This is a genomic window from Treponema primitia ZAS-2 (genome assembly GCF_000214375.1).
GTDB lineage: Bacteria > Spirochaetota > Spirochaetia > Treponematales > Breznakiellaceae > Termitinema > Termitinema primitia.
The window spans coordinates 524,873-551,755 of sequence record NC_015578.1; the positions used below are offsets into that span (position 1 = coordinate 524,873).

Genomic DNA, 26,883 nt, shown 5'->3' on the forward strand with positions numbered 1-26,883 from the left:
TTATTCGTGAGTCTGGTTTAATACCGCGGAGCTTGCTCCGGGGTATTAAACCAGACGGTATAATAAACTTCCTATCGAACGATCCTCCCGTGGAGGCTCATTCTTTCTGCAGCAAATCCTGTATCTGTTCCCCGACGATTTTCGGGTCCGCCCGTCCCCCGGTAGCAGCCAGCACTTTTCCTACCAGGTAGGCCGTGAGGGCGCTCACCCGCTTAGTATTGCCCTTAGCCGCAGCTTCCCGTACCTCCGCAACAGAGGGCCCCTCAGCGGCGTATACCTTCTGCACCACTTCGGCAATTTTCACCGGGTCAGTAATTTGCTCCCAGTTCCGTTCTTTAATAATAACCTGGGGGTCCTTGTCCTCAGCGAGGACCGCCTCAAAGGTCTGCTTGCCGTTTTTCCCGGAAACAACACCTTTTGCCATGAGGGCCAGCAGTGATGCTGCGCGTTTAGGGGTCAGTTTGAAGGAACCCAGGTCCGCCGCCGCAATCCCTTCCTGGTGAAGGGTATGCTTGATGTCGGTGAGGAGGAAGTTGGCGACCCGTTTCACCGCGTCCCTTTGCTCAAGCCCCTCTGCAATAGCTTCCCGCACCGCAGCCTCAAAGTAATCCGCCTGGGCCTTTTCCTCGCAGATAAGGTCCGCCTGTTCTTCCGTGAGGGCGTACTCCGCTTCCAGGCGCTTGACCCGCTTGAGGGGCAGTTCCGTTAGTGAATCCTCCACGGATTTGAGAAATGCCGCATCCGGGGTAAAGACCGGCAGGTCCGGCTCGGGGAAGAAGCGGTAATCCTGGGCGTTTTCCTTGGTCCGCATGGGGGCGGTCTCGTCCCGGTTCTCGTTCCAGAGCCGGGTCTCCTGGACCACTACCTTGCCCGCGTCCAGCCTTTCCCCCTGGCGGCGAATTTCGTAGTTAAGCCCCAGCTTTACAAAGCGGGAGGAGTTGAGGTTTTTAATCTCCACTTTTTTCCCCAGCCCCTTGCCTGGGATGTTGATAGAAACGTTGGCATCCGCCCGGAGGCTGCCCTCTTCCATGTTTCCGTCGCAAACCCCCAGGTAACGGACCGTGCGGCGCAGCTGCTGGATGAAAAGTTCCGCCTCTTCCCCGGTTTCCATATCCGGCTCGGTGACAATTTCCAGCAGAGAAACCCCGGCCCGGTTATAGTCCAACAGTGATGCTGTTCCGGTGTGGATCATCTTCCCCGCATCTTCTTCCAGGTGGCACTCGGTGATCCGCACCCGCTTATTGATCCCCTTTCCCTGAAGATCAACATACCCTTCCTGCCCCAGGGGTGAAGCAAACTGGGATATTTGGTAGTTCTTGGTCATGTCCGGGTAGAAATACTGTTTCCGCTCAAACCAGGTCCTTTCAGGTATCCGGCAATTTAGTGCCCGGGCCACCAAGCAGCCCAAGCGCATAGCCTCGATGTTGAGGGCAGGCAGGACCCCGGGGTACCCCAGGCAGACCGGACAAACGTTGGTGTTAGGCTCATCCCCAAAAGCGGAACGGCAGCCGCAGAACACCTTAGTTTTGGTCAGCAGGTGAATGTGGACCTCCAGGCCGATGAAGGACTGGTATTTTTTTGTAGAAGTAGTGATTTTCGACTCAAACATGGTTATCTCCAAAATTCCTTGTAGCCCTCAGGGTGGGGGAAGGGGTGGCTGGCTTCATAATTTTCCACGATATCCAGAAGGGTTCCCTCGGCAAAGGCCCTGCCCAAAAGCTGGACCCCCACAGGAAGGCCGCCCTCGACGCCCACCGGGAAAGCCAGCGCCGGCAGCCCCGCCAGGTTTGCGCAGCAGGTGTACAGATCCGCCGCTTTTTGTGCAAAGGGGCTCAGGTTATCCGGCCCCCGGCCAAAGGCCCTGGTGGGAAACACCGGGAGCAATATGGCATCGCACACAGTATTGGTGAGCGAGTAATCCGGCCCCCCTAGATAGGCCTCAAAATTCCGCCGGATCCCCCCCCGGATACGCTGGGCCCGGAGATAGTATCGGTCCTGGAAACCGGATCGCAGCACAAAGGTCCCCAGAAGTATCCTGAGCTTCACCTCCGCCCCAAAGCCCGCGTCCCGGGCCTTGTCGATCAGGTCGTCGGGGTTTTCCGCCCACTCAGGCCGCTGCCCGTAGCGTATGCTGTCGAACCGTGCCAAATTGGCGCTGGCCTCCGCAGTAGCAATGGTGTAGTAAGCGGGCACCCCGTATTTAAGGCTGGGTAGATCCACATCCACCAGAGTATGTCCCAAATCTTTCAGCCGGGTCTTGGCCAGTTCAAAGCCCCGGGCCACCTCGTCTTCCAATACGGCAGCCTGGGCCGCCGCCTGGAGGGCCCCTTCCTCGCCGGCGCTTTCTGCGGCTGACGCCACCGCCCTTGCGATAGCCTCCGGTGAAAGCACCCCGATAGTCCGGGGCGCACCCTTGTTCGCCGGGCCTTTGCCGCCCGCAGAGCCGCCATTTCCAAGGCCGCCGGTGACGCCCTCAGGGTACAGGGCCGGAGCGCCGACAGGGGCGTCCTGGCTGGTCTGGTCCAGGGGGTCCGCCCCCCGTATAGCCGCAAAAACCGCCCGGCACCGCGCCGTAGTATCCGCCAGTATGCCGATAGATTCCAAACTTGAGGCATAGGCCACCAGCCCGAACCGGGAAACCGCCCCGTAAGTGGGCTTAAGCCCTACCACCCCGCAAAAAGCGGCGGGCTGCCGAATAGAGCCCCCGGTGTCGGAACCCAGTGCGTAGGGAACCAGCCCGGCAGCCACCGCAGCGGCGGACCCCCCGGAGGAACCCCCGGCCACCCGGCTCTGGTCCCAGGGGTTATTAGTCCGCTTTATGCCTGAGTTGTCCGTAGAGGACCCCATGCCGAATTCGTCCATATTGGTTTTGCCGATCACCGCCTCCCCCAGAGCTTCCAGTTTCTGCACCGCCGTAGCGGTATAGGGGGACTTCATATTTTCCAGGAGCTTTGATCCGCAGCTTATAGAAAAGCCCTTAACAGCGATATTGTCCTTCACCGCAAAAAAAGTGCCAGGCACCTTTTTTGCTGGCTCCTTTTCCGGCGGTTTGAATTCGATAAAAGAGCCGATTTTCTCTTCCCAAGTCTTGAAATATGGTAAATAGCCTTCAGGCAACGGTGCTGCCATGTACTCCTCCGTCAGGGTATGGATTTAGGTAATCAGGAAACTACAGTTCCTACAGAACGTTAGGAACCACGATGAACCGGCCATCCCGATCACCCGCATTATTTATCAGAGTTTCGGGGACCAGGGCTTCGGAGACCAAAGCCTCAGAGACTTTAGTCTCACCGTTCAAGCCCTTAGCGGCCGGATTATGGGGGGAAGCATCAAGCCGGAAATGATCCGCCTGCACAGCCCGGGTCATGCCGGTCATCTGGGGCACCGCCGCCGCATCAGCCCCGCCGCCAATAAAAGCCGCCGGGTCCTTATCAGCCGCCTCCATAGCGGCAAAAAACCCCAGCATCTGCTCAAAGGCGGGAAACGCAGCAGCCAGCTCCTTTTCACCCATATTGAGATGGGCAAGCTGGGCGGTTACCTGTAAATCTTCGATTTTCATAGCCCGATATTGGCATATAGGGGTCTTATATGTCAAGTATACGGTATATTTATGCAAAAAAGGGGGGAGCACCGCCGCCGTAACCTGAGGCCCTGGTCCGCCCAAACGCCGCCTTTACCGACGCTGCTCCCCCTCGCTCCAAAGCCGGCGAGCCCTGGGGCTCGACGGCTTTTCCGCTACCCCCACTTCTGGTTTTTGGGTACTGGGATGCTCATAAGCCTTTTTTTGTTTTTGTCTAATTGCAACCGGATTGCAACTTAGTTGCAATTATCTATATTTGTTAATTCTATATAATATAGAGAATTAAGTCGCCGAATTGCAACTTAATTGCAACTTAATGTAATTAGTTGCAATTATTTCTACTTGGGAAGCCAGCGGGTTCCTTTCGTATGCCCGGATGAAATAATGGTTCCCTCAGCTTTCAATTCTCTGACCAAAACCTGTATACTGCTGCGGTTCAAAAATGGCAGAACTTGTCGCAATTCCTCCAGTTTGGTCCCTTCTTTTGCATTTTCCTTGATATGTTTGAGCAGCAAAGCCTTATGGGTATCCCGATCAAGCCCTTTTTTCCGCGTATGGACCCCGGCCTGCCCTATAGCGGTATAGAGCCTTCGTGCCAAAATCCATTTGTATCCCGATGCCCGTGGGGCTCTTTCCAAAAGACCTTCTTCCAATAAGGCTTTTACATTCTGGGACAAATTTTCCTTTACTGATTTATTATCATATACATTTTGTAAAACGATTAAATCATCGGCGGTAAAAGAGCGTATTCTTTCTTCACCAATTTTTTCTAAAACCTTAAGAAATTCAGGGTGCTGTATTTTACCATGAAGGGTGAGCCAAAATTGGTCGGCATCTGAATGGGTAAAATCCGGAGTTTCCTTGCTTTCCAGAAGGCAGCTTTCAAAAATACGGTTCATCCCTTGACCTGAACGCTCCACAAGGCCGCATTTGGCAAAGGTCTCTGCAAGGCGGCGATTCCGCGGCGCCTGCGCCCAAAGGATATTCTCAAAAGTAATTCCCGGCAGAAGGCCGCCGGGACTGGTGATTTCAATACGTTCAGGATATTGCCGTACAAATACGGAACCGTTCATGCGATAGTCACGATGGCTTACGGCGTTCAGGATAGTTTCACGGATAGCGGATTCGTTAAAAGTTTTTATATCCCAGATAAAGAGCCCATCCTGAAAATGCTGGTTGGTATTCCGTAAATCAATGGTTTGCCAAAGCTCATCGTAAAAAGAAAAAAATCCTTGGCGATATTCCTTTCTGAACTCCGCCGGGCCGGAGGCATCATTTGCCCGGTATTCAAAGACCACTTCCGACTGGCTTAAATATCTTCCCAAAGCCCGGAAGGTTCCAAAGAGAATAAGCGCCCCATAGGTTAGTTTTCCGTCTATCAACAGTTCCGCATCGCTTAATAATTGTTTTACTGTTAATGTTGCTATGGATTTATTTCCCGACTTTTTAATCCAGCGGTTTCTAAAATCTTCAATTGCTTTTTCATCAAGATCGGAAAGAGCAGCCTTGGAACAAATTTCCGCAGTAAAATCGGGCCCGGCTTCGTCAAATATCCGGCGAAGCATATCAGCCGGCATTGAAGTCAACGACTCCCCGGATCGCATTAAATAGCGACCATTTCTATGCAAGGGCATCCCTATTGGCCGGGATGGGATGTTAAATATCAGAACTCGCCCCTGTGGAGTAGCGATCTCTTCAATTTCTATATGCAATTTTGTCATATCCATCAAGTGTATTTTTATTTTATTCAATTCATCAAACGCCCTGGTGCCAACAATGGTTCGCGGCTTCTTATCCGATACGCCAAGAATGAATTTTCCACCCCGTTCATTAGCCAGTGCGATAGTATAATCGACAAGTTTGTCAAAACTATAAGAGGATTTTGCCTCTTTGAATTCGATATGTTCATTTTCTGATTGGGCGAGTAGTTGGGTCAGGGTTTTTAGGTCCATGTGGTGCTCCTGAAGGATAGATGGGTCATGGGGTTAAAACACTTGCATCATATAATTCATGGGGAGCAATATCCTGCCCTTCCGCCCACTCAATTCCCTTACCACCGTCAGTTATATGAACGGTTTTAAAATACCCGGGATCTTTTAACCGTTCATACCAGGAACCTGAAATATAGGGAGACACGTCAAATATTTTTTCTTCCTTGGTTTCAAAAATCAGCTTTAACTTATAATCGCTTAAAGGTTCCACCTCAAGTATTCTGGGTTGTAACATATTAAATCTCCTTATTTAAGAGGATCAATCTTAAAAAATTGCTCACCGCTGGATAAAAGATGCCAGTTTGCCTGTAAATCTTCCTTATGTATTTCCATCCATGCTTCAAACAGTTTCATTTTGGCGCTCGGAATACCCCCATCAAGGGATATCACGACTTCATCTCCGGCATACTCAGCATGAATATGCGGCTTATTATGTTTTCCGGTATTTTCCCGGTACATCCGTACTATAATTCCATAAAATAATGATAAAACCGGCATTGTTAGTTCCTTAGCTTAACATTATATCATTTTTATCATGATATTGGGTACCATGATATTCTCATATTATGGGAATTGGCTCTTTTTTCAGATTACTCCTAACTCTGTATACAATAAATTAATAAATGACTTTATTCCTAATGAAATTTCATTCAATAATTTTTTTATTTCTATAGTTTGTTCATTCAATTGTATATTGAATTCAACTTTACCTGAAGTAATTGTTACTGGTATTTCATTATTTGTCTGTGCTCGTAATTCATCGGGTGTTGTTTCTGGCCCAATTTCTACATAATTATTTTCATCTTTACCTATAGTCCTCCCGTTGTAATAGGAATCTTTAAATATTACCTTTCCGCAATTCTGGATATTTATTCTATCACCTAATTTATAGCTCAGCTTATTTACTTTCTTAAGTGGTCTTGTTAATTTATCATGTTTGTTAATATTTGTCAGTTTGCATAGATTGTATAACCATTGATTACTACTTTGAAACGATTGAATATTTAACAACAGGCTATAAACATTTTTATTAATACGCACTAAATCGTTTAATTTATTTTTATTAAGACTTTTTGTGAAAAGTGACATATCTTTACCATAAGGAAAATAAATATCTTTTATTAAACCATTGTATATAATATCGTCTATATCATGTATACAAAAATCTAAAATGCTTCTGTAATTTTCTAATATGTTTTTTACCTCAACCTTGGATATTATTATAGAATAATTATCAAAAGCTGTTAAATAAATGCTATTTATGTTTTCAATTTTCTTATCATTATAACATAATAATTCATTTATATCATCTAATCTATTTGTCATTTCTTTCTCCATTATTATATGTTCCTTTGCTCCTTTATTTAACTTTAATAAATTTTACATTTTTATATATTATTTCTTGGCTAACATTGAATATTTTCAGTAGAAAGGCATTTTTATATAAAAGCAACATTGGTATTATTGATACAGATAATAAAAAAATATCATATTTTATTTTTTTTGATTTTTTATTCATTTTATCCTATTCCCCCCAAACCCCATCCACAACCTTTTTAATCTTATCCTCATATGCCCTAATCAACTCTCGGCATCCATCAACAACTTTCCGCTCATCTTCTATTTTTTCCACAATTTCATGCTGCATTTTTACTGATGGCAATGGGATTTCCAGTTGATTAATTACACCTAAAGTAAGATATTTTGTCAAATTTCCGATAGATTTTGATTTTAACTCTGGTAATTTTTGTTCTAAAATAACTTGCAAATAACTATACAAAATTTGATCCGTATTTTTTATTGTTATGATATAAGTTCGCTGATAGGCATCAAATTTTCCCATATAATATTTTATATCATAATCGGCAGAAGCATTATTCCCTGCAAGCAACAAGGCTTCACAATCAAAACTATATGTACCAATTTTATATATTTTTTTTGAACAGGTAAAAAACGGGTATTTGCCATTTTTACTTGCCGCATTTGCATTTAATTTTCCTGTGGTTATATTTACAAGTTCATCAAGATTATAAATCGGCCATTCAGTATCAATCTCAATCTGTGGCTTCCAGTTATCCACCACCTGCCGGGCGCCATCAATAATTTTCTGGTATTTTTCAATTTCTGCTACAATTTCTTGTTGAACTTCAAGAGCTGGAACAGGAAGTGCTATTTTTTCAAGATCGCCCTTGGTAATATGTACTAATCCAACACCGCCATGTAAATTTTCTTCAACTTCTGTGACAGCAAATTTCAGCATATGATAAAGAAAGTTTTTTTGAACACAATCTTTATGCTCAACTTTGAAAATATGCTGATTTAGTATTGCCTTTTGTCTTTTCCATATATGAGGGCCAAAAGATGTTCCTTTTGACCCTGACCATGAAAATAATAAGTCCCCTTCATTAATGATCACCTGGTCATCAATATTTCCAGAATAGTAATTAAAATCCACCTTTTCGTTATTAAGGTTTTGTATTCTTATAATTGGTAACCCGCCATTTTCTTTTTTCTCCCAATCGCTAGGTTTAAATGCCTTCCCATTGTAAAGATCGCAAATATCACCGATCCTCACCATCGGCCACTTCTGCTTCCCCCGCCGCTCCACCACCCGGTACCGCTCTCCGGTCAGGCTGTACTCCCCATTCTCCGCCAGCTTGTCCTTCTGAACCACCAGCGCCCCGTTCTTGCCCTCATCCTTGAAGCCGCGCCCCTTGCCCGCACGAACCGCCTTCTGGTATGCCCGGATGAGCTTTAGCGCTTCCGGTAAATCGTTCTTTTCAATCTCCCTTCGCTGGGCGCCAAGGGCAAGCCCGTCATTCTCAATCTTAACAAACAACACCGCATCACTCTTGGAAGTAAGCTGCCGGTCCAGAAGCAGAATAGAAGTCTTTACCCCAGAATAGGGGTTAAACACTCCGGAGGGCAGGGAAACCACGGCGTACAAATACTTTTCTACCAACATTTTGCGGAGCTGTTTGTAGGCGGTTCCGCTCTGGAAGATGATCCCCTCGGGCACTATCACTGCGGCCCGGCCTGCGGGGGTAAGGTGTTCGGCGATATAATCCACAAAAAGCACTTCGCTCCGCTTACTCTGAACGGAAAAGCGTTTGTGGGGGATAATGCCGCCCTTGGGGGACATGAAGGGGGGGTTGGCCAAAATCACATCGGCGTATTCGTTCCAGCGGTCTTCACTGGTAAGGGTGTCGTACTCGTAGATCTGGGGCTGGACAAAGCCGTGGAGGTACAGATTCACCAGAGAAAGGCGGACCATGTCCGGGGAAATGTCGTAACCCTTAAAGTTGGTCAGGAGTTTTTTCCGTTCCGTTGGGGTGAGTAAATCTCCGGGACGTTTGTTGGTATTGCTTCGGCGTATGTGCTTGTAGGACGAAACGAGAAAACCGGCGGTTCCGCAGGCGGGATCGATGATGGTTTCGTGCTTTTGGGGGTCCACCACTTCCACCATAAAATCAATGATGTGCCGGGGTGTGCGGAACTGGCCGGCGTCGCCCTGGCTGTCCAGGACCGAAAGGAGGTATTCAAAGGCATCGCCTAAATCCTCGGAATGGTCATAGGTAAATTCGTTGATGGTCTTGAGAAAGAGCTTTAGGGTTTCGGGGTCCCGGTAGGGAAGGTAGGCGTTCTTAAAAATATCCCGAAACAATTGGGGGATATGGGGGTTCTGGTTGAGCTTGGTTATCGCTTCCCCATACAGGCTGATAAGCTCAAAGCCCCCCAGCCGGGGATCGAATATCTTTGACCATGCGTATTTTTTATACTCCCCGGTAAAGAAGCTCGACTTGCCTCCCATGGCAATAGCTTCCTTATCCATATCATCCATAAATTTATAGATCAGCGCGATGGTTATCTGTTCCACCTGACTGCTGGGGACCGGTACTTTCCCTACCAGTATGTCCCGGGCGGTGTCGATTCTTCGTTTGACCGTATCATCCATCATGGTATCCTGTTAAGCGACAAAGTTATTGAGGGACACAAAGTCTTTGATGTACTCCGGTATAAGTCTGCGGAGATCCGGTGTTAATTCCCTAAAAGCTTCCCCATAGGGGCTGTTGTTCAATTCAGCAAAACGGCCGCTGTCTATAATATCCCTGAATTCCCGGTCCCCAATATACGCCTTAAAAACCGTTTTTGCATAGGTAAAATATTCTTCCTTGGGAAGATACCGGCTGTCGAATTTGTCAAATTCTTCATCTAAGATTTCGTCCCTGGTTTTGAAATAGGGGATAAGGCCCAATATTTTTTCTACCATTTCCCGCAGGGGGATACGGCGATCCGCATGTACGGATTTGCGGAGTTTTTCCAGGGTAAAATAATCCTCCGGCTTGTCCAAGATGTTCCCTTCGATGTAGCGTAATAACTCGTCCCACTTTCCCGCCTCGGCCTGTTCTTTAATGACCGGGTGATCAATAATGATCTGTTCAAATTTTTCAAAGAACATCCGGTCAACCTTCATCCCCTCGGGACCTATCTCCTTCTGGTTCAGAACACTTAACATATCATCAATGGTACTGGTATATTCCACCAGATACCGAGGAGGTTCATCATGCACTTCGCTTCCCTGCTCACCGTTCCTGGGAACCTGTAATGTTTCGTCGTAGTTAAACTGTTCCTCAAAATATTCGCAGTTGGCAAAGAAGTCAAAGACCTTGAACCGTTCTTTCTGAATATCACCCAGCTTTTCCTTGAGTTTGGGATCGATCACTTCCTCCGTAAAGTTATGCCGCCTGGTTCCCCGGCCTTTTATTTGGATAAAGTCGGTGGGTGAAAATATGGGCCGCATGAGGCACAGGTTAAGAAGGTCCTGGCAATCGTAGCCGGTGGTCATCATCCCCACGGTAACGCAGACCCGGGTTTTACTGGTGTTATAGGCGGGATCGAAGTTGCCGGACCCGGAGAGTTTATTGTTGGTGAAATTAACGGTAAACTGCGGGGCATCGCTTATGCGGGAGGTAACCTGAACTGCAAAATCGGAATTGTATTTACCGGGGAACATGGTATGGGCATACTCGTTAAGTATCTGGGTGATCTTGGCGGCGTGGTTTTGGGAAACACAGAAGGCTATGGTTTTGCCTATTTCCCCGCTGATGGGGTCACGTAGGGCCTTTTCCAGAAAGACTTTGCAGAAAGCTCGGTTGGTATTGTCCGAAAAAAAGGTTTTTTCAAAATCTTGATGTACAAAAACTGTTTCTTCATCGTCTCCATCTTCATTCTGAACACTTATCGTATAGCCCTTGTCTGAAAGAAGCCGGGTGGTAATATCCGTCCGGGCATCCGCCACTATTGGGTTTACCAGGTAGCCGTCCTTCACGCCGTCCAGTAATGAATAACGGAAGGTCGGGGCGGCGGCGCTTTTTTCGCCTCCGGTTTCACAACCAAAGGTTTTGTAGGTATCCAGGAGCAGCCGCCGTTCAAGCTCCCGGGGGTCCCGTTCCCCCAGGTCGGCGGTGTTCACCCGCCGGAGGTAATCCTTGGGGGTGGCGGTAAGGCCCAGCTTATAACCGTTAAAATATTCAAAGACCGCACGGCTATTCCCACCGATGCTACGGTGGGCCTCGTCGGAAATCAGAAGATCGAAATCGTTGGGGGTAAAATCCCGCTTGTACCGGTTGTTGGAGAGGAAGGTCTGAATGGTGGACACCACAATTTCCGCCTTCCGCCAGTCATCCCGATGCTGTTTGTAAACCTGGGTAGTAAAATCGTTTTTCAGGTAGGCGATAAAGGCAGTATTTGCCTGCCGTTCCAGTTCCAGCCGGTCCACCAGGAAAAGAACTTTCCGGGCGCTGCCGGTCCGCAGAAAAAGACGGATCACCGCAGCGGAAACCAGGGTCTTCCCGGTCCCAGTGGCCATCTCGAAAAGAAAGCGATCCTTTTCCTGTTCCATCGCCCGCTGTATGGCCTGAACCGCCTTGACCTGATAGGGCCGTAGAAAACGCAGTTTGTTTACTTCTATAAAATTTTTGCGGGTCTTTTCATTCTGATAAGAGGGGTCCTGGGCGTAATCCGGTTTTTGGGTTAGGACAATATAATCGCTGTCCACGAGCTCATTCACCAAGGCTTGCCGATCCGGCTTGAGGGAGGCAATACCGCTTACGTTCTCCGGGGGAGGAAAGCTGCTTATGATATTCGGATTGCCCTGCTCAAGATCCCAGAAATAGTGAATATTCCCGTTGGAGAGGATGACAAAGCGGCAATGCTGGGAAAGGGCGTATTTGCGCGCCTGCTCCTTGCCGAAGAGGGGGTTCTTGTCCTCCCCCTTGGCTTCCAGCACGATAAAGGGGAAGCCCTGTTCATCCAAAAGAAGAAAATCTATAAAGCCGTTTTTGGTTTTTTCAAAATCTTCACCCAGGTCGTTTAGCGTGGTCTCCAAAAGCCTCTGGGCGGGGAATTTGACATTGTACTCCACAAGGATATTTGCCCGCCCCTGGGGGGAGTCAAAGAAGCGCCAACCCGCCTTTTCCAGGAGTTTGTTGATTTTTATCCGGGCTTTCGCTTCTTTTTCCGCCATTGGATTACCTTTATAATGAAGATTTTACTCTATTTTTATATTTATGGTAAGTTCCTGCCCCGGTGGTCGCCCTTAGGGCTTCCCCTGCCTGTAGGCCGGATTCCCTGGGGTTGGCAGGTCATATCTATTGACATTGCTTTCTATTTAGTCTAACCTTAAGACCATTCCGGGTTGTTTTTGGAGCGATGTCCGAGTGGTTGAAGTAAGGTAGGCTCCTTGCGGAGCCAATCAGAATGGTCTTGAAAACCGTTGTGCCGTAAGGTACCGGGGGTTCGAATCCCCCTTGAAGTGTGTTGTTTTGGAGCGATGTCCGAGTGGTTGAAGCAAGGTAGGCTCCTTACGGAGCCAATCAGAATGGTCTTGAAAACCGTTGTGCCATAAGGTACCGGGGGTTCGAATCCCCCTTGAAGTGTGTTGTTTTGGAGCGATGTCCGAGTGGTTGAAGGAGGCGGTCTTGAAAACCGTTGTGCCGTAAGGTACCGGGGGTTCGAATCCCCCTTGCTCCGTATTAATAGGGTTCCGGGCTTTTTAGGGAAAGGCCGTTTGACATAGGTATTTTGGGACTTGTTCCCTGTTTATAAACTTTGGAGCGGTGGGTGAGTGGCCGAAACCAACGGTTTGCTAAACCGTCGTACCTTCACCGGGTACCGGGGGTTCGAATCCCCCCTGCTCCGAATGGCAAAATGTTGCCAGAGATGTTTGCGTTGGTCTAATAATTTTTAATAGCAAAAAAGCGGGGGATTCGAACCGGAGCCTTCGCTGACCAACGGGAGGAAAAGGCAGAAGGCGCAGGCGGGTCTCCGGTTGCGGACAGGACGTCCGCCACCGGAGACCGAATCCCCCCTGCTCCGTTAAATGAGGTTGTAGCTCAGCTGGATAGAGCATCAGATTGCGGATCTGAAGGTCGGAGGTTCGAATCCTCTCAGCCTCAACAACGTTTTTATATAGGATAAGTAAAACCAAGGGCTTGAATTGTTAACCGCTCAAAGAGGTTTGTTATGGGCCACCTAAAGGTGGCTATTGGTGTTACCTATCTTTGAACATTTTCAGTTGATCCTGCCGTTTGTCTCTTGTTCCTGGATATACTTCTTGATAGCCTCTTCATCCCGTCCAACTGTCGATACATTACTATTTTTAGGGTATGATATATAAATTTTAAAGGAGATATAAAAAATGACATTTGAAGTTAATAGTAAGAATTCATATTTTGATGATTCGGAAGTGAATAAGAATATAACAAATTTGGATATAAAAAAGGGGAAGAGTCTTTTAGAGTTGGTAGATGATTATGTAGTTATAGATATTGAAACTACAGGACTAGATCCGTCAAATGATGAAATTATTGAACTTGCGGCCGTTAAGGTAAAAGATAACAAAATTATAGATACTTATTCAACCTTATGTAAACCGGAACAAAAGATAGATGGATTCATTGAGGAGCTAACAGGTATATCTAACGAAATGGTAAAGAATGCCCCAAAAATCAAAGATGTTATCGAAAAATATATATCTTTTATTGGGGATGCTGTTATTGTAGGACATAATGTGTCCTTTGATAAAAATTTTATTTACTATAATTATAAACGATCAACTTATAAGTTATGGCTTTCGAATGATAGAATTGATACTATGCGGTTAGCTCGAAAATCTTTTCCAAATTTGAAACATCATAGGCTTAGAGATATTGTAGAATATTTTGAAATTAATAATGAAAATGCACACCGCGCCATAAATGACTGTTTTGCAACGAATGAGTGCTATTTGAAAATAAAAAATTATATTAAAGACAATGATATATCTCTAAAAAAAAATAATTCAAGAACAAATAATTCATTTACTAGAATAGATTTAAGAAATATAATTGCCATTAATGATAATTTTGATACGACTCATTTATTATACAAAAAATATTGTGTATTCACGGGAAAACTTGATAAAATGACAAGGGAAAGTGCTGTTCAGATTGTTGCCAATTTTGGGGGATTTAATGAAAATAATGTTACCAATAAAACTAATTTTCTGATACTTGGAAATAATGATTATAATTCATCTATAAAAGATGGGAAAAGTTCAAAGCATAAAAAAGCAGAGCAACATATATTACAAGGAAATGATTTACAAATAATATCAGAAAATGTATTCTACGATATTATAAATGATGAATAATGTTGGGTATGGGGCTATGTACATAACAGTGGGTGACATGTTGAATATCAAGAGAAATTCAAGACTTGTAACAAAATTAGTGTAAACGGCAATACTGCTTAGAAGGAGCAAGTATGGTCTTTTTAAAAGAAGTCCCGGATACAATTCTAGTGGAACGAGGTCATACCGTTTTTTAAATTCCCACCTGAAATCAGGAAGGCGGTGTATACTACCAATGCTATCGAGTCGGTTAATTACACGATTCAAAAAATTATCAAACACCGCCAGTCTTTCCTGAATGACGAGGCTGCGGTGAAATTAATTTTTATGGGCTTGAAAAATATTTCCAGAAAATGGACAATGCCCATACGGGATTGGGGCGCTGCCCTCAATCAATTCGCAATCATTTACGGGGAAGACAGAGTCCCCCTATGATTACCGTTTACACTAAAAAAATTACAAGTTCGGGTCAAATTTAAAAGGGCGTTTTTAAGAATTTTTTCGATTTCATCAGGTTTCCCCCGCATCATACGCCTCTAGCGCGGGGGTAAGGCAAGACAACACACCAGACACACCGCATACGGTCAATGTCAACAGAATGGTATTCTTGATTTCCTCCCTGGTAGCTCCGGCTTGCTTTGCCATCGGCACATGGGCGCAAACTGCCTGGACATTCTCCTGGGATGCCTTAATGCCGATGTAGATAAGCTGCATGGTTTTCTGGTCAAGACCATTCGGCAGAGCCAGCGATTGAATTAAACTGTTAAATGCCGCAGCCGCTTCCGGTGCCTCTTCCATAAATGTCTGATAATTGTTTTTCTTTTTCATGTTGTTAGCTCTCCATCATTTTACTTGCTAAAAAATTATCCATTTATTTCTTTTTCTTTTTTGAATTTGATAGGGGAACATTCTTTTCCAATATATTTACAACCTTACTAAAATGTTCGCCGTCATCTGTATTTACAATATAATGCTCTTTTGCGCCGTCATAGGGAAAACCTGTTTCCGCATCTTCCATTAAAGGCTTTATACAATCAAGCATTTTTACAAATGCCGTATTATCACAAACCATTACAACAGGTTTATTGTTCAAATATACTAAATATTCACCGAACATTTTTTTATACATTATTGCTCCACTGGTTTTTATTTGGCCAATAACGTATTCAACATAACTTAAATCACTTGCCATATTATGCCCCAAATGAACCGATTTCCGGCAAATTACCTTCCGGGTCGGCTGCATATAATTTCTTCTCTAAATCCTCAAAATGTTTTTATCATCTATATTTTATTTTGTCTACTAGCACGAAGCCGCTTGGCATAATTTTTCTGAAGAATTTATATTGCATTTCACATAATTAGTGTTAGGCGAAATGTAAACCAGGTAATTACACTTCTTTAGCTGCATTTGTTTATCTTTCCCTGCATAAACGTAATTGTATTTCTATTGTTTTTGATTCATCTTTACTTTTGTATGTTTTTTGCCATTTCAATGTAACATAAATAGCCACCCACATACTCTAAGGCAATCAAAGCACTTGCTCCTGCACATCCAGCATGAACAATGGATTTTCCCCTTAGCAAAACGGCCGTTTTGCTAAGGGGACCAGGCGCGGACATATTCTCCGCTTCCATACCGCCGGTATTTATAGTAAGTGTTTTTGAACCCTATCTGGTCATAGCTGTGCTGGCATCACCGGCAAGTACGGTGTCAATTTCCGCAGCGGGGATGTCGTAGTTATAGAAATGGTTGAAGAAATATTTCACGACTTCTCCCATATTTATATCAGTAAAACGATCCGGGTACATTTTGGTTCCCATCCAGAGGGGCAGCATGGCTCCTTCGCCGGAGCGGACTGACCAAAGGTAAATGCCATAAGGACAGACATAGACCCGGCCATTTTTTACTGCGGAAACAGTTTGCAGCGCGGGGTCCTTTAGCACTGCTGCGGCGCCGGTCTGGTTACTTGTCATGATAACCTGGGGATCCCATTGAACTATCTGTTCAGCGTCTACGGTCAGGGAATTTCCCGCTGCGCCTCCCAGGTAATTTTTTGCAGTGTTGATGCCTCCGGCGGCTTCGATATATTCATTGCTGATGTCCCTGCCGTTAGTGGTCGCATAGGCGTTGGCTGAATAAAAAATAGACAAAAAGCGGACTTTTTCAGTATCCGTGATGCCGGCGGTTTTGTCCCGCGCAGCTTTGATGTTTCCCTGATAATAGGTAACAAATTCGGCGGCCCGTTTTGCGGCATCCTCTCCCAAAATATCCCCGACAATCTGAAAGGACTGGCAAAGGCCGGCTACATCGGCAACATTATTGATAGGAACAAAGGCAACTCCTGCTTTCCGCAGTTGTTCTTTTTGTTCAGCTGAAAAGATGGTCCCCGGGCCGTAGGCTACCTGGGTTTCCGAGGCGATAAGCTCCTCTACTGAAGTGGCGTTGAAATTTCCGCTGTTACTTTGGATGTAATCGGGAAATACCTTTTTGAAATAGCTGTTGATGTTCTGAGTGGCTGCCGCACTGATTTTACCGCTTCCGGCGCTTACTACCTGAGTTATCTGGGCAAATGCACCAATCACGGGCCCGGCTTTTGTTACTTCCCAGGGTATTTCAACTTCCTGGCCTTCTGAATCCTTTACCACCCGCACCTCAGGGTGGCTGTTGTTTTGACTTGGCGAAACGTCTTCTTGTCCCTTCGCATACAGGGAAAACGGTCCGGCGCAGATGAAAATCCCCAATAGGGATACCGCAAAGAGCAAAGGGTTTGTTCTTTGTAAATTTTTCATGGCATACTCCTTGAAACCTGGCTCAGACCTCCAATTGGCCTGTAGCCGTAACTATGTAATACCCGCTATAAAAGGGGCTGGCATACTGCGAGATTTTTTCCTTCGTAGGAAACTTCGGTTAGAGCAACCGGAACCCCATAGGCTTCTTCAAGATTCTTTTTTGTGAGGAGTTCCCGGGCCGGGCCACAGAAGGCTTCGCCGTCTCTTTTCAACAATGCAACCCGTGCATTCAGCATCAGCGCTTGTTCCGGGTAATGGGTGGTCATGATGATTCCCAAACGGCCTGCCGCAAGATTGATAATCTGTTTCAGCACCAGCGCTTGATTGCCGAAGTCCAGGCTGTTTGTCGGCTCGTCCATCATAAGAAAAGACGGCTCCTGGGCAAGGGCGCGGGCGATAAGAACCATCTGCCGTTCACCGCCTGAAAGTTCAGTGTACATCCGGTCGCGCAGATGGATAATTCCCAGTTTGCGCATCAGAGCTTCCGCTATCTCCAAATCATCCATACCCGGTTGGTTGAAAGGTCCCAGATGAACAACCCGGCCCATAAGGATAATATCCAAAACCCGGAATGCAAACGAGGGTGTCTGATTTTGAGGCACATAGCCTACATAGCGGGCAAAATCCCCGGCCTTTAATGATGATGAAGGTTTACCGTCTATGGTAATACTTCCGCCAAGCAGGGGTAAAAACCCCAGAATAGTTTTAAACAGCGTTGTTTTGCCAATGCCATTGGGACCGAGAAGACAAAAAATTTCTCCCGCAGAAATCTGTGCGGAAAAATTTTTAAGAATAATTTTTTTGCCGTATCCGCAGGCTACCTGCTGTAATTCGATTTCCATCTTAAAGCCACTCTTTTTTGCCGCAGAATAACATATACAAAAACAGCGGCGCTCCGATGAACGAAACCAGTACACCTACCGGCAGTTCTCCGGGAATCAGCGCCCTGGCACAATTATCTACAAGCAACATAAAAAGTGCGCCGCCCAAAAGACTGACCGGAAACAAGGCCTGGTTATTAGGCCCCACAAGAAGCCGTGCAATATGGGGAATGATAAGCCCAACCCACGAGATAATCCCACAGAGACTTACCGAAGCAGCGGTAAGCAGCGTAGACGCGAGTATCACTACCGTTCGTACCTGCCGGGTATTGACTCCCATGGAACGAGCTTCTTCATCACTAAATGAAAGGATGTTGATTTTCCATCGCAGAAGGAACAGAACCGTCCCTGCCACAAGCAGTACGCCAAGCATGATCAGCACATTCTTGTTGTTTCCTGATCGGGCAAAACTCCCCATAAGCCAAAAGGTGATTTCAGGCAACTTGTTGTCCGCATCTGCAACATATTTTGTAAACGAAATAACCGATGAAAAAAGCGCATTCATAATCGTGCCCGTAAGAATAAGTATTACCGTAGAATTCCTGCCTTTTCCGGCAAATTGGGTAAGCGAAAGCACGGCTGCTACTGTAATAAGCCCAAAAATAAATGCGAAGCTTTGAATGACTACCGATGGCAGGCTGAAAAGAATGCCCAGTGCTGCGCCGAATCCCGCGCCGCTGGTAACCCCAAGCACGCCGGGCGAAACCAGGGGGTCTTTAAAAAGACTCTGGTAAGCCGCACCGGAAAGGGAAAGGGCGGCGCCAACCAGCATGGCAAGAAAAATCCGGGGAAGGCGTATGATAAAAATGATGTTATCCGCCTGAGGAACCGGATCCTTGCCGGTAAGACGGGCGCGGAACACCTTTAATAGCATGGCTGGCGAAAGGTTGAAACGACCCACAAGCAGGGATCCCAGGGCCGCCAAAACCAACAGCCCTGTCAGGCTTAGAAGAACCGCATTTTCTCGCCGGGAAAGAGGTATTTTCAGTCCTTGCTTTTGCATAGCCAAACAATAGAACGAAACTGAATAATAGTCAATAAAACCAAACAATAGTATAAAATGTATCGGTCCTACTATCAAAATCCACCATATGTCATAGAATGCATCGGTTTCTTTATGTGTTGATAATTATACCACACGTATATTAAGGTATCATATGATAGGTCATCTCATTTAAGTTTGGATTGGGTAAATAGTTCACATGGTGTGAATTATTTACCCAATTTTTTCATCCTTTATCTTGCTTTATCCTATTAGGAGCTGTCCCGTATAAGTTCCGGCATAAGTTGCCACCTGCTCTGGCTTCGATCCTGTTCTGAGCGGTATTGCTATCTGGAAATTTCTGCTTTCTATGGTTGTTTCACCGCAATTATTTTTTTTATCCCATAATTTACTATGTTGGTACGGTTGTTGCTACATTATTGTAATATGACTAAAGACGATATATAATCGTGCTCTATAATTAGGAGATAATATTGAAGCGGATAGTGGCGCGTATTACGTTTTTTCTGGTTTTCTGCGGCGTTTTAGCTGCGGAACCGGTGGAACCAGTAGCTTCCCTTACCCTCGAAGAGGCGCTTGATGCAGCCCTTAAAAACAACGTGGATTTGCAGAAAAGCCAACTTGCGGCATATCAATCTCTGCGTGAAAAGAACAATGGGTGGAATATGTTTTTGCCCTCCGTGTCCGCATCCCTGGGAATTGCGAATACCCATCCCATGCAACCTGCCGGGGATCCCACTAACTCCTGGAGCGCCGGCGCATCCGTAAGTTTGCAGCTTTCTGCGGCAATACCGGCGAATATAAAACTGCTTGATTACAAAGCAGTGGCCGCAGAAGCGGCCTATGATAATACCAGGCGGACACTGGTCACTCAAGTGTCTACAAGCTTTTACAGCCTGCTTGCGGAGAATATGAATCTTGAAATCCTGCAGAACGATATGGAGCTTAAAAAGCAGCAATACGAACAGACAAACAAAAATTATCAAAACGGCCTGGCCTCGGAGCTTGAAATGCTCAACGCCATGTACGCATATCAAATTGCAGGCCCGACGCTGAACGATGCAGCTGTCAAATATGAGCAAAATCGTGCCGCTTTTTTACTACTAATCGGGCTTGACGCCTCCGGCGGAGGTACCGGCGCCATGGAACTCGAAGGTCTTATTGAGGTAAAGCTGCTCGACCTTCCCCCGGTAGGGGAACTGACTGCGCGGTACCGCGAGAACCGGTATGACGTGCGCTCCCAGGCCCTTACCCTTGAACAGGCAAAGCTCGGTGCGCAAATCGGATCGGTAAACAGGGCGCCCAGCATCAGTTTTTCTGAAAGCATAAGTTTAAGCCCGCCCCAAAACGCGGGGTTCACCTTCGACGATCCCAGCTCATCGGGCAGGTTTTCACTTTCAGTTTCGATTCCAATTTCATCGTGGATTCCCGGCTCATCCCAATCCCTGAATGCGAAGACCCTGAAAGAAAACGCCGCCCAAACAGAATCATCCCTGGACACGGTGCGGAAAAACGCAGCCCAGGATATTCAAAAAAAAGTAGATGAGATCGGACGGATCCGTGAGAATCTGGAGTCCGCCACCCTCAATTTAAGGATTACTTCCAGGGCATACGAACTTTCGGAGCAGGGTTACCGCGGGGGCCTGGTGAGCCAGACGGATTTGCAGAATGCCAACAAAAACATGGTAAACGCGAAACAAACGCTTCTTAATACGAATACCAGTTATTTAGCCGCAGTGTACAATTTGGCTGCGGCCCTGGGGCTTGATATTGCCGAAGTATATACATTGTACGCACAGGGGAACATATGATTAAAGGGGATGTGATCGCAAAAGTTATTGTAATTGTACTTATTGCGGCATTTTTGGGGATTGCGGCGTTTAATATGCTTGCACCGAAAGCTTCGCCGGCTATGGGTAATGCTCCTGCGGGTATGCCCCCGGGTGGGAACGCTCCGGCAAGCGGGCAGAGGGCTGCGCAGGGCGGGCAGGGCGGCGGGCAATCAGGGGGTCCAGCGGGGAGTACTGCGGGAAACACCGCTGGAAGTACCGCCGCCGGAAGTACCGCGGGGAACTCGGCAGGGGGTTCCGGGGGGCGTCCTGCTGCGGGCAGGCCGGCTGCCAATGCTATTACCGTCTTGGCAAAAACACTGCAACCGGAAACTATCAGGCAGGTTGTTAAGCTTAACGGCGATGTATCTTCCCAGTCGGAAGTCAACGTAATGCCGGATACTTCGGGCAAAATAACCCGCATGATAAAAAACCTGGGCGATACGGTGCAGCGCGGCGAAGTTATCGCCTATATCGATCCTTCCCGGGCCGGACAATCCTATTCGGAAAATCCGGTTACCTCTCCGGTGGCGGGTACGATTTCCAGCCTGCCTGTTACTACCGGAAGCACTGTTTCGTCGGCCACGGTGGTCGCGGTGGTCGGTTCCCTGGACAATCTTAAAATTACGATTTATGTTGCAGAGAAATACAGCGCCTATCTGCGGAGGGGGCTCCCGGCCATTGTTTCCTTCACCTTCGCACCGGATGAAGAATTCGCAGCATCCGTATCGTCTATCAGCCCGGTGGTCAACAATAAAAACCGTACCATCGAAACAACCTTGCTTCTGGACAAACGGGACGGGCGGATTAAGCAGGGAATGTTTGCGTCAGTGTATTTGGTTATCCGCGAGGAAAATCGATCCCTGGTTATTCCCCGGGCCGCAGTAAAAAATTATAACGGCGATCCGACAGTATATATAATAGATGAAAATAACCTTGCCCGGCGTGTTCCTATTAGCCTGGGATTAACCAACGATTCGGACGCCCAGGTTATTTCAGGGCTAAAGGCAGGGGACCGGGTTATTACAGCCGGTTCGGTCACCGACGGTTCCCCGGTGCGTATTGCCGCCGCAGGGCTTTCCTCAAATACAGATTAGGGGACTAATATGGATATTTCTGAACTATCGGTACGTAAACCTGTTACGGTTACTATGCTCTATATCCTGGTGTGCGTTATTGCTGCAGTGTTTATACCCAGACTCGGTATTGCCCTGTATCCTTCCGTCAGCCCGCCCTATGTGAACGTCATAACCAGTTACAGCAATGTGGGCCCTGAAGAAATTGACAAAACCGTAACAAAGCCGATTTTAAATTCCTTGAGGCGTATTGCGGATGTAAAGGCGATTACATCCCGTTCCTCCAGCGGGCGCAGCCAGGTGCAGCTTGAATTTGGCTACAATAAGGATATGGAAGAGGCGGTTAACGATATTACCGCCGTACTGGCACGTATAACAAACGCCCTGCCCGACGGTTGTGGTGCCCCCACCATTATGCGTTTCAGCATGAGCGCCATGCCGATTATGCGAATGGCGGTAATGGGAGATCTGAGCCTGGATGAACTGCGGGTCATTTCCGAAGAAACCGTGCAGCCCCTGCTGGAGCGGATAGCCGGGGTCGCCTCCGCAGAAATAAATGGCGGGGTTAACAGGGAAATTCGCGTTGACGTGAACAATAACCGCCTTGAAGCCTACGGCCTGACCCTGCAAACGATTACCGGAGCATTAGCGGCCCGTAATATTCAGACATCCAATGGCACGCTGACCCACGGCACCACGGACTACGAAATAATCACCGATGAATATTTTAAGTCCCTGGACGATATACGCAATACCATAATTTCATCCAGTGCAGGTACTGTGGGCATACGCCTTGATGATGTAGCGGAGGTGTACGAAAGCACGGACAACACCGGGCGGCGGGTGTATATTAACGGCGAGCCGGGTATCTATATCAGTATTACTAATGAGTCGGGTACAAACCCTTCGACTATTTCAAAGGGCGTGCATGCAATACTTCCTGAAATTGAAGATAATCTCCCCAAAGGGGTAAGTATAACCGTACTGAGTGATGATACATCCCTCATTGATTCTACGATGGACGAGGTATATTCCTCGGGCATCCAGGGCGCAGTGCTCGCTATGCTGATCATCTTTTTGTTTTTGCGAAACTTCCGCAGCGCCATTATCATTGGCATGTCGATCCCGATTTCGATCGTTATCACCCTGATGGTTATGTCGCTTATGGACCTGACCATCAATATGATGACCATGTCGGGGCTGATTCTGGGCATGGGCATGACCGTGGACTCCTCGATTGTCATCCTGGAGAACATCAACAAACGGCGGGGCTGGGGTGAAAAATCGGCGGTGGCCGCCATTTTCGGCAGCCGGAATATGGTGATGGCGATTATCGCGTCCACCGCAACAACGGTGTGCGTATTTGTGCCCATGCTGCTCTATCGCGCAGATCTTGAAATGTACGGCATGATGTTTCAGGAATTGATACTGACCGTGGTAGTGTCCCTGATTGTGTCTCTCATCGTATCGGTGACCCTGGTTCCGGCCCTAGCGGGCAGTATTATTAAAATTTATACCCGGACTCAAAAACCCCTGCACTTTAAGCCCTTTGTAATAGTCGATACTGTTTTTGCAAAGTTTATCAAGGGTCTTGAAAACGGCTACGCAACAGCCCTGAGATTCTGCTTAAAAAACCGTTTGATTGTTCTGGTACTGGTGTTTGCCCTGCTGATTCCGTCAATCCAGCATCTTAGCTCAACAGGCATGAACCTGGCACCGTCGTCCCAGGCGGATGACCAGGTAAATATCAACATTTCTTTGCCCGTTGGTACCACCAGCGGACTTGTCCAGCGATACTTATTCGATTTTCAGGAAATTATCGTCAGGGAGATCCCCCGGGATGCGTACAACACCATCGTTATCAATAGTGGTGGCAGTAATTCCGGCTCAGTGCAAATTAACCTGCCTAAATTAAAGAATCAAAAGATTAGCGCCCGGGAAATCCAGGCTACGCTAACTCCCTTTACAACCCAGTGGAGTGATGTGCGGATTACCTTTTCGTCCGGCCGCGGGCCGGGGGGCATGGGCGGCGGCGGCGTTAATATCAAAGTCATCTCCGACGACACCGCCGCCATGACCCAGGTGTCTAACGAGATTGTAGCCCTGATTAAAGCAAATGTACCCCAGGCGCTCAATCCCGCAAGCGCCCTTGACTCGGGCAGCCCCCGTTACGAAGTACGTATTGACACTGATACTGCCTCTGCAGCTGGGGTTAATGTTAATACAATCTCCGGGCTGCTGAAAACTGCTATCACCGGATCGACGGCAACGACCTACCATATTGGGGGCGACGATGTGAGCATCATCGTGTCCCTTGCGGAATCGGATTTAGCCGCTCCGGCTGACTTGGGCGCTATTACCATTCAGACCGCCAATGGGCTAATGGCCCTGGATAATTTTATTAGCTACCAGGAGGGCATATCGCCCCAGCAGATCCAGCGGGAAGAAGGGGTGCGGGTTAACCGCGTAACTGCGAGCCTTGCGCCGGGAGCTATAGCTACGGAATTACAGGCCCGGGTCGAACAGCTTATAAACGAAAATATCGTGCTGCCTGATACGGTGAAAATAGAATACCAGGGTGACGCCCGGGACATCCAGCGTTTTGGCGGCGCATTCCTGGTAGTTATTCTGCTGGCCGTCTTTTTGGTGTTCTGCGTAATGGCAGCGCAGTTTGAATCACTGGTGGATCCCTTTATCATCTTTGCGTCGATTCCCCTGCTTGCCATAGGGGTCATGGCGGTGTACCAGCTCACCGGGCAAACCATGAGCCTCTATTCCCTGGTGGGCATTGTCGCCCTGGTCGGCATTGTGGTTAACAATGGTATCGTGTTGGTGGACTTTACTAACCAGTTGGTGGAACGGAAAACCCCGGTTATTGAAGCCTGTATTGAAGCGGGGCGCAACCGTCTGCAGCCGATTTTAATGACTACCCTGACTACGGTGCTCGGAATGGTCCCCATCGCGTTTTTCCCCGGTGAAGGCGCAGAAACCATGCAGCCCATATGCTTGACCATAGTAGGGGGCCTCTTATCAGGGGCCTTTATGACACTTTTTGTATCGCCGATTTTGTATTCCCTGCTCAACAAACGGCGTGAAAAGCGCTTCAATGATCCTGAATCGCTTATGAACCAATTGGAAGAGGTGGACGAGATAAAGGCGAAGAATATAAAGGTGGAATTGACACAAAAGGACACTTAGAACCCTGCCGGGGTTCCAAGCAAATCTTGCGGCTATCAGTGCTCCAAGTAGTCCTTCAGTTTCCGGCTCCTCCTGGGATGGCGCAGCCGGCGCAGAGCCTTGGCCTCAATCTGTCGGATCCGTTCCCGGGTGATGTTGAAGTAGAGCCCCACCTCTTCCAGGGTGAGGGAGTATCCATCGTCCAGGCCGAAACGCATCTTGAGGATCTCCTGTTCCCGGGCAGGCAGGGTGGAAAGCACCTCGGCAATCTGCTCCTGGAGTAGGGTAGAGACGGTCTGATTCGCCGGTTTTTCTGTGTCCTTGTCCTCAATGAAGTCCCCCAGCAGGGAATCTTCCTCATCTCCAACGGGGGTTTCCAGGCTGATAGGTTCCCGGGCTACGTTTTTCACCGACTTTACCCGCTGGGCGGTCCAGCCCAGGCTTTCTGCGATTTCCTCGTCCGTGGGTTCCCGGTTCAGGGTCTGCAAGAGGGACTTGGATTCCTGGGATACCTTGTTGATCTGCTCGATCATGTGGACCGGCACACGGATAGTCCGGGCTTGATCCGAGATACATCGGGTTATGGCTTGCCGTATCCACCAGGTAGCGTAGGTAGAGAATTTGAAGCCCTTGCGGTACTCGAACTTTTCCACCGCCCTGATAAGGCCGATGTTCCCCTCCTGAACCAGGTCGAAGAAATGGAGTCCCCGGTTGGTGTACCTCTTAGTGATGGATACCACCAGGCGGAGGTTCGCCTTGATAAGCCGGTCCTTGGCTTTTTTCATCATCACCTGTCCCCGGTTTATCTCCTTTGCCATGAGCTTGATATCCTCTATAGAAGCCTCAAACTCCGATTCTATCTGCCGGACTTTTTTCTCCGTAACCTGGATATTCTGGATAAGCTCCTTGATTTCACCTGAGCTAAGCCCTAGAGCTTCCTCCAACCGTTCCCGTTCCTCTTTGATGGTCAGGCTTCGGCCTAAGGCTCGCAGTTCCTTGAGGGAACCCACTCGAAGCCGCTTTTCGATCAGTTCCTGATCCTTTTTGTACCGCTTTATTTTTTCTTCAGCCTGGACAAACTTTTCCGAGAAGTCTGCTATTTCATCAGGGTGAATCTCAGCGGATTCAATTACCTTCAGGATACGGGCCCGTAGGTTGCAGAGATCCTGATCCTCATAGATATCCCCTCCCCGGGTGATGATCCGCCGCTTGCTTTCAATGTAGCTTTTCAGATCCCCCCCAATAGCCATGAGGGTTTCTTTGTAAAACTGGTTCAACCGGCGACATTCGGCGAAGTATTCCGTGGCTTCCTTTTTGGTCAGGCCTAATTTTCGGGAGTCCTGCTTTGAAAAAGCCCGCTGGACTAGGTGGTAAAATCCCGAAATAACTATCCCCGACTTCTTGATAACGCCTTTGACGATATTCTCCCCGCTTTCCATGAGCTTGGAAAGTTCTACCTCCTGCTCGGCGGTGAGGAGTTTTTCCTTCCCGATTTCCCTTAGGTACACCCGTATGGGGTCGTCCAAGGAGGATTCTTTCTCGCTGGAAGCCAAGCGTTTTTTATCTACCGCTTCTTTTTTCTGATCTGCGCCCTCTACCTGAGTATCTTCATCAACGAGCTGGATATTATTTGCGTTTAGCTGTACAAGAACCTGTTCCATTTTGTCAGGATTTGCAATATCCTCAGGCAATAAAAAATCAGACAGTTCATCATAGGAAAGGTATTTCTTTTTCTTTGCGTATTCAATTAAATTTACCACAGCAGGATCAAGCGGCGTTATTTCGGGCGTGCGTATTTCCATCATTTGTTTGCTTCCTTACCCGGAACATTCTTTTCTTGCAGCCCCATTTGAGCGTCTCCCATATTTCCATTGATTTCAGT

The 26,883-nt window shown here is 47.4% G+C and carries 19 protein-coding genes, 3 tRNA genes and 1 pseudogene; 8 read left to right on the top strand and 15 right to left on the bottom strand.

All coding sequences use genetic code 11. From position 1 onward, the window contains the following. Window positions 1-97: 97 nt before the first annotated feature. From gatB to TREPR_RS02350, 9 genes are all read right to left on the bottom strand, one after another. A complete protein-coding gene (gene gatB / locus TREPR_RS02310) occupies window positions 98-1,609 on the bottom strand; it encodes an Asp-tRNA(Asn)/Glu-tRNA(Gln) amidotransferase subunit GatB (RefSeq protein WP_015706670.1) in 1,512 nt (503 codons plus the stop codon). 2 nt (window positions 1,610-1,611) lie between these two features. Continuing rightward, window positions 1,612-3,129: an amidase family protein gene (locus TREPR_RS02315; protein ID WP_015706671.1), complete on the bottom strand. Its 1,518-nt coding sequence runs from the start codon at window positions 3,127-3,129 to the stop codon at window positions 1,612-1,614. Window positions 3,130-3,178: 49 nt separating this feature from the next. After that, window positions 3,179-3,559, bottom strand: coding sequence for a glutamyl-tRNA amidotransferase subunit C (locus TREPR_RS02320; protein ID WP_015706672.1), 381 nt, complete (start codon window positions 3,557-3,559; stop codon window positions 3,179-3,181). A gap of 359 nt (window positions 3,560-3,918) precedes the next feature. Further along, window positions 3,919-5,532 (bottom strand): ATP-binding protein, encoded by a 1,614-nt coding sequence (locus tag TREPR_RS02325; RefSeq protein ID WP_015706673.1) that lies wholly within the window; start codon window positions 5,530-5,532, stop codon window positions 3,919-3,921. Between the two features lie 25 nt (window positions 5,533-5,557). After that, window positions 5,558-5,806, bottom strand: coding sequence for a DUF2442 domain-containing protein (locus TREPR_RS02330; protein WP_015706674.1), 249 nt, complete (start codon window positions 5,804-5,806; stop codon window positions 5,558-5,560). An 11-nt stretch (window positions 5,807-5,817) separates the two neighbouring features. Then, window positions 5,818-6,069, bottom strand: a complete 252-nt coding sequence (locus TREPR_RS02335; protein ID WP_015706675.1) for a DUF4160 domain-containing protein — start codon at window positions 6,067-6,069, stop codon at window positions 5,818-5,820. 87 nt (window positions 6,070-6,156) lie between these two features. Beyond that, window positions 6,157-6,897, bottom strand: a complete 741-nt coding sequence (locus tag TREPR_RS02340; RefSeq protein WP_148257220.1) for a hypothetical protein — start codon at window positions 6,895-6,897, stop codon at window positions 6,157-6,159. A 199-nt stretch (window positions 6,898-7,096) separates the two neighbouring features. Then, the gene (locus TREPR_RS02345) at window positions 7,097-9,529 is read right to left on the bottom strand and encodes an N-6 DNA methylase (protein ID WP_041610980.1); all 2,433 of its coding nucleotides are present in this window, start codon (window positions 9,527-9,529) and stop codon (window positions 7,097-7,099) included. A 9-nt stretch (window positions 9,530-9,538) separates the two neighbouring features. Further along, the gene (locus tag TREPR_RS02350; RefSeq protein ID WP_015706679.1) at window positions 9,539-12,097 is read right to left on the bottom strand and encodes a DEAD/DEAH box helicase family protein; all 2,559 of its coding nucleotides are present in this window, start codon (window positions 12,095-12,097) and stop codon (window positions 9,539-9,541) included. Between the two features lie 421 nt (window positions 12,098-12,518). Between TREPR_RS02350 and TREPR_RS02355 the strand changes: the two genes are divergently transcribed. The 5 genes and pseudogenes from TREPR_RS02355 to TREPR_RS02375 all read left to right on the top strand — a co-directional run. Beyond that, a tRNA-Ser gene (locus TREPR_RS02355) sits at window positions 12,519-12,603 on the top strand. A gap of 80 nt (window positions 12,604-12,683) precedes the next feature. Then, window positions 12,684-12,771: transfer RNA gene (locus tag TREPR_RS02360), tRNA-Ser, on the top strand. Between the two features lie 183 nt (window positions 12,772-12,954). After that, a tRNA-Arg gene (locus TREPR_RS02365) sits at window positions 12,955-13,028 on the top strand. A gap of 242 nt (window positions 13,029-13,270) precedes the next feature. Then, window positions 13,271-14,263 carry an exonuclease domain-containing protein gene (locus TREPR_RS02370; protein ID WP_015706681.1) on the top strand — a complete coding sequence of 331 codons (993 nt, stop codon included), beginning with the start codon at window positions 13,271-13,273 and terminating at the stop codon, window positions 14,261-14,263. A gap of 150 nt (window positions 14,264-14,413) precedes the next feature. Beyond that, window positions 14,414-14,677 (top strand): annotated as a pseudogene (locus TREPR_RS02375) (transposase); the annotation flags it as partial. Between the two features lie 75 nt (window positions 14,678-14,752). On the opposite strand, the gene TREPR_RS02380 reads toward TREPR_RS02375, so the two are convergent. The 5 genes from TREPR_RS02380 to TREPR_RS02400 form a co-directional block, all read right to left on the bottom strand. Beyond that, window positions 14,753-15,070, bottom strand: a complete 318-nt coding sequence (locus TREPR_RS02380; RefSeq protein WP_015706684.1) for a carboxymuconolactone decarboxylase family protein — start codon at window positions 15,068-15,070, stop codon at window positions 14,753-14,755. Window positions 15,071-15,113: 43 nt separating this feature from the next. Next, on the bottom strand, window positions 15,114-15,434 hold the full coding sequence (locus tag TREPR_RS02385; protein WP_041611381.1) for a transcriptional regulator: 321 nt from the start codon (window positions 15,432-15,434) through the stop codon (window positions 15,114-15,116). Window positions 15,435-15,913: 479 nt separating this feature from the next. Further along, window positions 15,914-17,035 (bottom strand): ABC transporter substrate-binding protein, encoded by a 1,122-nt coding sequence (locus tag TREPR_RS02390; protein ID WP_015706686.1) that lies wholly within the window; start codon window positions 17,033-17,035, stop codon window positions 15,914-15,916. Between the two features lie 65 nt (window positions 17,036-17,100). Further along, complete coding sequence (locus TREPR_RS02395; protein ID WP_015706687.1) at window positions 17,101-17,877, bottom strand: ABC transporter ATP-binding protein; 777 nt, start codon at window positions 17,875-17,877, stop codon at window positions 17,101-17,103. Between the two features lies 1 nt (window position 17,878). Continuing rightward, window positions 17,879-18,919, bottom strand: a complete 1,041-nt coding sequence (locus tag TREPR_RS02400) for a FecCD family ABC transporter permease (protein ID WP_015706688.1) — start codon at window positions 18,917-18,919, stop codon at window positions 17,879-17,881. A 473-nt stretch (window positions 18,920-19,392) separates the two neighbouring features. Here TREPR_RS02400 and TREPR_RS02405 point away from each other — a divergent pair, with 473 nt between their 5' ends. The 3 genes from TREPR_RS02405 to TREPR_RS02415 are packed head-to-tail and all read left to right on the top strand — an operon-like array spanning window position 19,393 to window position 25,022. Further along, window positions 19,393-20,730 (top strand): TolC family protein, encoded by a 1,338-nt coding sequence (locus tag TREPR_RS02405; protein ID WP_015706689.1) that lies wholly within the window; start codon window positions 19,393-19,395, stop codon window positions 20,728-20,730. Then, window positions 20,727-21,845 carry an efflux RND transporter periplasmic adaptor subunit gene (locus TREPR_RS02410; protein ID WP_015706690.1) on the top strand — a complete coding sequence of 373 codons (1,119 nt, stop codon included), beginning with the start codon at window positions 20,727-20,729 and terminating at the stop codon, window positions 21,843-21,845. The genes TREPR_RS02405 and TREPR_RS02410 overlap by 4 nt, the downstream gene beginning before the upstream one ends. 9 nt (window positions 21,846-21,854) lie before the next feature. Continuing rightward, entirely contained in the window at window positions 21,855-25,022 is a 3,168-nt protein-coding gene (locus TREPR_RS02415; protein ID WP_015706691.1) for an efflux RND transporter permease subunit, read from the top strand. 35 nt (window positions 25,023-25,057) lie between these two features. On the opposite strand, the gene rpoD is transcribed toward TREPR_RS02415, so the two are convergent. Then, complete coding sequence (rpoD, locus tag TREPR_RS02420; RefSeq protein ID WP_015706692.1) at window positions 25,058-26,806, bottom strand: RNA polymerase sigma factor RpoD; 1,749 nt, start codon at window positions 26,804-26,806, stop codon at window positions 25,058-25,060. Window positions 26,807-26,883 lie beyond the last annotated feature (77 nt).